At 42.0% G+C, this 4,712-nt stretch carries 7 protein-coding genes; 2 read left to right on the top strand and 5 right to left on the bottom strand.

Going from position 1 to position 4,712, the window contains the following annotated elements; all coding sequences use genetic code 11:
• Positions 1-268: Uma2 family endonuclease (locus tag IM500_RS23785; RefSeq protein ID WP_287739648.1), on the top strand; the 268-nt coding region annotated here is incomplete at its 5' end.
• 13 nt (positions 269-281) lie between these two features.
• Here the strand turns inward: IM500_RS23785 and IM500_RS23780 are convergent.
• Together IM500_RS23780 and ntcA are read right to left on the bottom strand one after the other, a co-directional pair.
• The gene (locus tag IM500_RS23780; protein WP_287739647.1) at positions 282-1,769 is read right to left on the bottom strand and encodes a DUF3084 domain-containing protein; all 1,488 of its coding nucleotides are present in this window, start codon (positions 1,767-1,769) and stop codon (positions 282-284) included.
• Between the two features lie 7 nt (positions 1,770-1,776).
• On the bottom strand, positions 1,777-2,454 hold the full coding sequence (gene ntcA / locus IM500_RS23775; protein ID WP_002793163.1) for a global nitrogen regulator NtcA: 678 nt from the start codon (positions 2,452-2,454) through the stop codon (positions 1,777-1,779).
• A gap of 214 nt (positions 2,455-2,668) precedes the next feature.
• Between ntcA and fabI the strand changes: the two genes are divergently transcribed.
• The gene (gene fabI / locus IM500_RS23770) at positions 2,669-3,445 is read left to right on the top strand and encodes an enoyl-ACP reductase FabI (RefSeq protein WP_002760333.1); all 777 of its coding nucleotides are present in this window, start codon (positions 2,669-2,671) and stop codon (positions 3,443-3,445) included.
• 211 nt (positions 3,446-3,656) lie between these two features.
• Here the strand turns inward: fabI and IM500_RS23765 are convergent, their stop codons facing one another.
• The 3 genes from IM500_RS23765 to IM500_RS23755 form a co-directional block, all read right to left on the bottom strand.
• On the bottom strand, positions 3,657-3,935 hold the full coding sequence (locus tag IM500_RS23765; RefSeq protein ID WP_190721477.1) for a UPF0175 family protein: 279 nt from the start codon (positions 3,933-3,935) through the stop codon (positions 3,657-3,659).
• Positions 3,936-4,076: 141 nt separating this feature from the next.
• Positions 4,077-4,385 carry a hypothetical protein gene (locus IM500_RS23760; RefSeq protein WP_287739646.1) on the bottom strand — a complete coding sequence of 103 codons (309 nt, stop codon included), beginning with the start codon at positions 4,383-4,385 and terminating at the stop codon, positions 4,077-4,079.
• A gap of 7 nt (positions 4,386-4,392) precedes the next feature.
• Positions 4,393-4,521, bottom strand: a complete 129-nt coding sequence (locus IM500_RS23755; protein WP_287739645.1) for a hypothetical protein — start codon at positions 4,519-4,521, stop codon at positions 4,393-4,395.
• Positions 4,522-4,712 lie beyond the last annotated feature (191 nt).

Here is a 4,712-nt window from a genome sequence, read left to right as displayed (position 1 = left end):
CCTAATTATCGAAGTTTTATCTCCTTCCACCTCTGGTTATGATCGGGGTGATAAATTTCGTTATTATCGTTCTATACCCCAATTAAACCAATATCTTCTCGTCAGTCAAGGGGAGATACTAATAGAATCCTATAGCAAAACCTCAGAAAATAATTGGTTATTACAAGAATACACCCCAGCCAGGGGAATTATATCTCTAGATTCTTTAGGAATTAGCTTAAATCTTGCTGATATTTACGAAGGAATTGATTTTAGTCTCAACTCCTAACTTTAGCTATCTTTTAAGAGGACGTACTAAAAACAATTTTACCATCTTTTACCGCCACTAAACGCAAAGTTAAGGGGCCAGCCGTATTAGTTTTACTAGCGGCAATTGCCTCAAGTGTCTCGATAGAATTACCCGACTTTTTGACTTGACCAATAAAGTTAACTACCGTAGTTAATAAACCATCTTCCACTTGAATTGACCCTAAAACTCCCGCACTTCTAGCGCGAAATTGAGCCGAAGCTAAGAGTAAATCTAAGCGCTTTTGTAGGTCTTCTTCTGTCATATTTTGGGGATCAATGGAAACGGCAGCGATTACCTGTTTCTCCTCAAAAACTCTTTGATTGGGAACCACATCAGCAAAGACACGAATCTCGGTTTCTCCTAAGACATAATTACCTGCTGAAAGGATTCTCACCACATATTCTTTACCGTCCTGTAATTGTTGACTTAACTGTTCTACCTGTGCTTTGGTGATCTTAACTAAACGCTGGTCAAAATTAGGCTGATTCGGTTGGGTGGCACGGATAGCATTTATATTCGCTTCTCGCAATAACTTATCGATAACGGTGACAATAGCTTGGGGATCAACAATACGAAAAGCTCCAAAAGATAACACCTGTCCCCGGAAAATAGCGATTTGTTTTTCCCGCAATTCTTGATAAGTTTGATAGTATTGTTCTAAAACTTCCACTTCCCGCTTAAGAAAAGCCATTTGGGTTTCTAAATCTTTTAATTTTCCCTCGCGCTGTTCCAAAGCCAAATTTTTATCCACAATCGAGCGATCGAGTTCTCCAATGCGTTGATCCCGGCGATCAATTTCTAGCTGTAGGGTTTTTTGTTGGGTTTCCAACTGTTGAAGTTGCGCTTGTCTGATTGTTAATAAATTTTGTTGATTAGCCAACTCTTTATCTCTAACTTGAACGGTGGTTTGTAGTTGATTGATTTGACTAGAAAGAATTGATTTTTGTTGGAACAATTGATCCCGTTGACTGATTAACTGTGCCTTTTGATTAGTTAAAATAACTCGTTCATTATTTAAATTAGCCACTTCCTTCCGAAACTTTTCTAACTGTCCCGAAACTAATCGCAAACGTTGACGAGAAGCTTGATAATTTTTGTTAAGAACCTCTAGACGTTTCTGCACAGCTATCTGTTCACTTTTAGCCGTTTTTAACGCCTTTTCCACCTGATTTTTTTGTTCGGTGGTTTTTCTTACCTGACTTTCCAAATCCTTAATAGCGGCACGACGTTCATTTAAAAGACGATCCAGTTCAAAAACCCCTTGACGCAGGGATTTACTAGAAGCAAACAAGACAATTAAAGTCGAGCCGGCGATAAAAATTCCCGTTACAATCGTCATTAAAGTTGCGGTTTGTTTCGGACGCAGATTAAATAAACGCATCCTTTTCTTACCGATACGGCTCCCTATGCGATCGCCAACCGCCGCTATCAGACCACCTAAAACCACGATGGCCAAAACCAAAATATAAGCGCTAGTCATCCAGAATTTAAGTAAATTGTTGACTGAGAGCGACGGGATTATGGACGGTAATTTTCTTCTTGTAAATTGAGACCATTTCTTGATCCCGCAGCTCTCCCAATAAACGGGTGACAGTGACGCGGGTAGAACCGATCGCCTCTGCGATCGCTTGGTGAGACAATTTTAGATCAACCCGGATACCATCGGTGGTGGGAACCCCAAAATCACGACAGAGAATCAATAAAAAACTGACCAAACGGGAACCCATATCCCGGTGAGCCAAGGTTTCGATCATCATTTCCGTTTGCAGAATCCGCGAGGACAACCCCTGCAGCATCAACATTGATAAATCGGGATTATTGCGGAGGGATCTTTCTACCTGATCGATCGGGGCCGAGAGTAATTCTACCGGAGTAAAAGCCACGGCATGATAAAAACGATCCGATCGCTGACCAGTCAGTAAGGATAGCACACCAAAGACGCTATTTTCCCGCAGTAGAGCCACGGTAATTTCTTCTCCCGCTTCATAGACTCGCGACAACTTAACGGCTCCTTTCAGCAAAAAATAGACTCTTTCGGCGGGATCTCCAGGGAAAAAGATCGTTTTGCCACGCTCGAACAATTCCACCACCGGGGGGAAATTGCCGCTGCCGATTCGACGGAACACATCTGCTAGGGGTTTATCTTGTATTAGGGATAAGTCCATCTCACATCCAAAAAAGGGGAAAATTGTTTTTATTATGCAACGAGTGTCACCTCTATTAAACATAACCGCTGCCTAAACTGGGAAAAGTTTTGGGCGCTTTTTGCCAGACAATGGGGGAGGGGTGATCATTGCTGCCCCGTTATCTGTATCCCTATTATACCGAATCTCGCTGGGGTCGGCTATTGGGGAGATTTTTGTAAGAGAAACGAGAACTATGTTAGATTTAACGGGAAAAAACGCCCTAGTGACGGGGATTGCCAATAATCGCTCGATCGCTTGGGGAATTGCCCAACAACTCCATCAAGCTGGTGCAAATATCGGTGTCACCTATCTCCCCGACGAAAAGGGCCGTTTTGAGAAAAAAGTGCGAGAATTGGCCGATGAACTTAATCCCGCTTTTTATGTCCCCTGCGATGTCCAAAATGACCAACAGGTAGAAGATACTTTCGCTACAGTGGCGGAAAAATGGGGTAAACTGGATATTTTGATTCACTGTCTCGCTTTTGCCGATAAAGAGGGTTTAACGGGCGATTTTACCGCCATCCCTCGGGAAGCTTTCACTAAATCCCTAGATATTAGCACTTTTTCCCTAACCCGTCTAGCTCGATCGGCTAAACCTTTGATGACGGAAGGGGGAAGTATTATCACTCTTACCTATCTCGGTGGTGTCAAGGTAATTCCTAACTATAATTTAATGGGGGTGGCAAAAGCTGGTTTAGAAATGAGTGTTCGCTATTTAGCCGCCGAATTAGGTGGCCAAAAGATCCGAGTTAATGGTATTTCCGCCGGTCCAATTCGCACCTTGGCATCTTCGGCCGTGGGGGGAATTCTTGATATGATCCATCATGTGGAAGAAATCGCTCCTTTACATCGCACGGTGACACAAATTGAGGTGGGAAATACGGCCGCTTTTTTAGCCAGTGATCTTGCTAGTGGTATTACCGGACAGATTATTTATGTAGATTCCGGTTACGAAATTATGGGAATGTAGTTTTAAGTAGGTAGGTGTTAAAAATCATCAGCACCCCCCTTATTAAGGGTAGTAGGGTTGATTCATGAATCAACCCTACTATGAATCAACCCTAGGATCAAGGGGGTATCAGCGCCCCCCTTATTAAGGGGGGATCAAGGGGGGATCAGCGCCCCCCTTATTAAGGGGATATCAAAGGCGAAATCTATCTTCAATTTAATTGAAACGACGATCAAAAAAGACTATGATCGTGTTTGTTGCGAAGTTGCTGAAGAGTTTTGCGATCGCTGTCTAGATCGACTTCATCGTAATGTAAATCGGCATCATGGTTTTTCAAAAAAGCATCCACCACCCAACGAGAAGATAGACCTAAAATACTTCCGACCTCGGCACTGGTGATTTTTTCCGCTCGGTAGGCCTGCACCACCAAAGCCTCTAAAATTTCACGGGTAATATTATTGTAGTTGTAATGTTGAAGCAATTCATCGGGAATATCGATAGTAATTTTCATGATTCAGCTTCCTTTTTTTGGGTTTACGGATAATTTTTATAGAACTTAGGTTGGATTGAAGCATGAAACCCAACGCCTATTCTACACCTTCTCAACAGGATTTAGTATAACTTTTGGATATGGATAAAGCTGGTATTCCTATTACTTCGCTTCAAATAATTTCCAAATCTCTTTAATAGAAATATAGATACCCAGAACAGCAGCTAACAAAAGAAGGATTTGACTATCCGAGCCAAGGCAATTCTGAAAATTTTCATCAGTTAACACTTTATGGACGACCTTAGACATTGCCAATACAGCCGATAAACTTAACCCAGAAACGAAAAGAATTTCTAGATAAGATTTATTGTTTCCCCGTCTTGGCTGTTTTTTTGTAACCAGTGCCACGCTTGCGGTAATAACCAAGGTTCCGATTAACAAAAGAAAGTTTTCAATGTTAACAATCTTCATCAAAAATTTATGCTGATTTTGCTTTTCTAAAGGTAATATACCATCCGCAGCCCGCCGCTAATATCGCACCAATAACCGCGCCATAAACTCCCGCAATCGATCCCCCTAGGGCTGCACCTCCCACCGTTACCACCATCAGGCGATCGGCTTTATCCCAAAATCGAGGGGAATCAGCACCCTCGTGATCAAGCTATCCATTAGTCAGATCTTTCTTAACAAAAAGAGAAGAAACTTAAAAAAAGGGGAAACGATTGATAGGTATAGTTTTGAAAGAAGGAATTAAGGTGGAGGTAAGCAAAAAAATGGAGAAATGGGCAGCCCAAGAAT

It is taken from the genome of Microcystis sp. M179S2, assembly GCF_020245805.1.
In the GTDB taxonomy this organism is placed as follows: Bacteria; Cyanobacteriota; Cyanobacteriia; order Cyanobacteriales; family Microcystaceae; genus Microcystis; species Microcystis aeruginosa.
The sequence above is the reverse complement of the archived record's forward strand: the minus strand, read 5'-3'. Positions and strand labels throughout refer to the sequence as shown.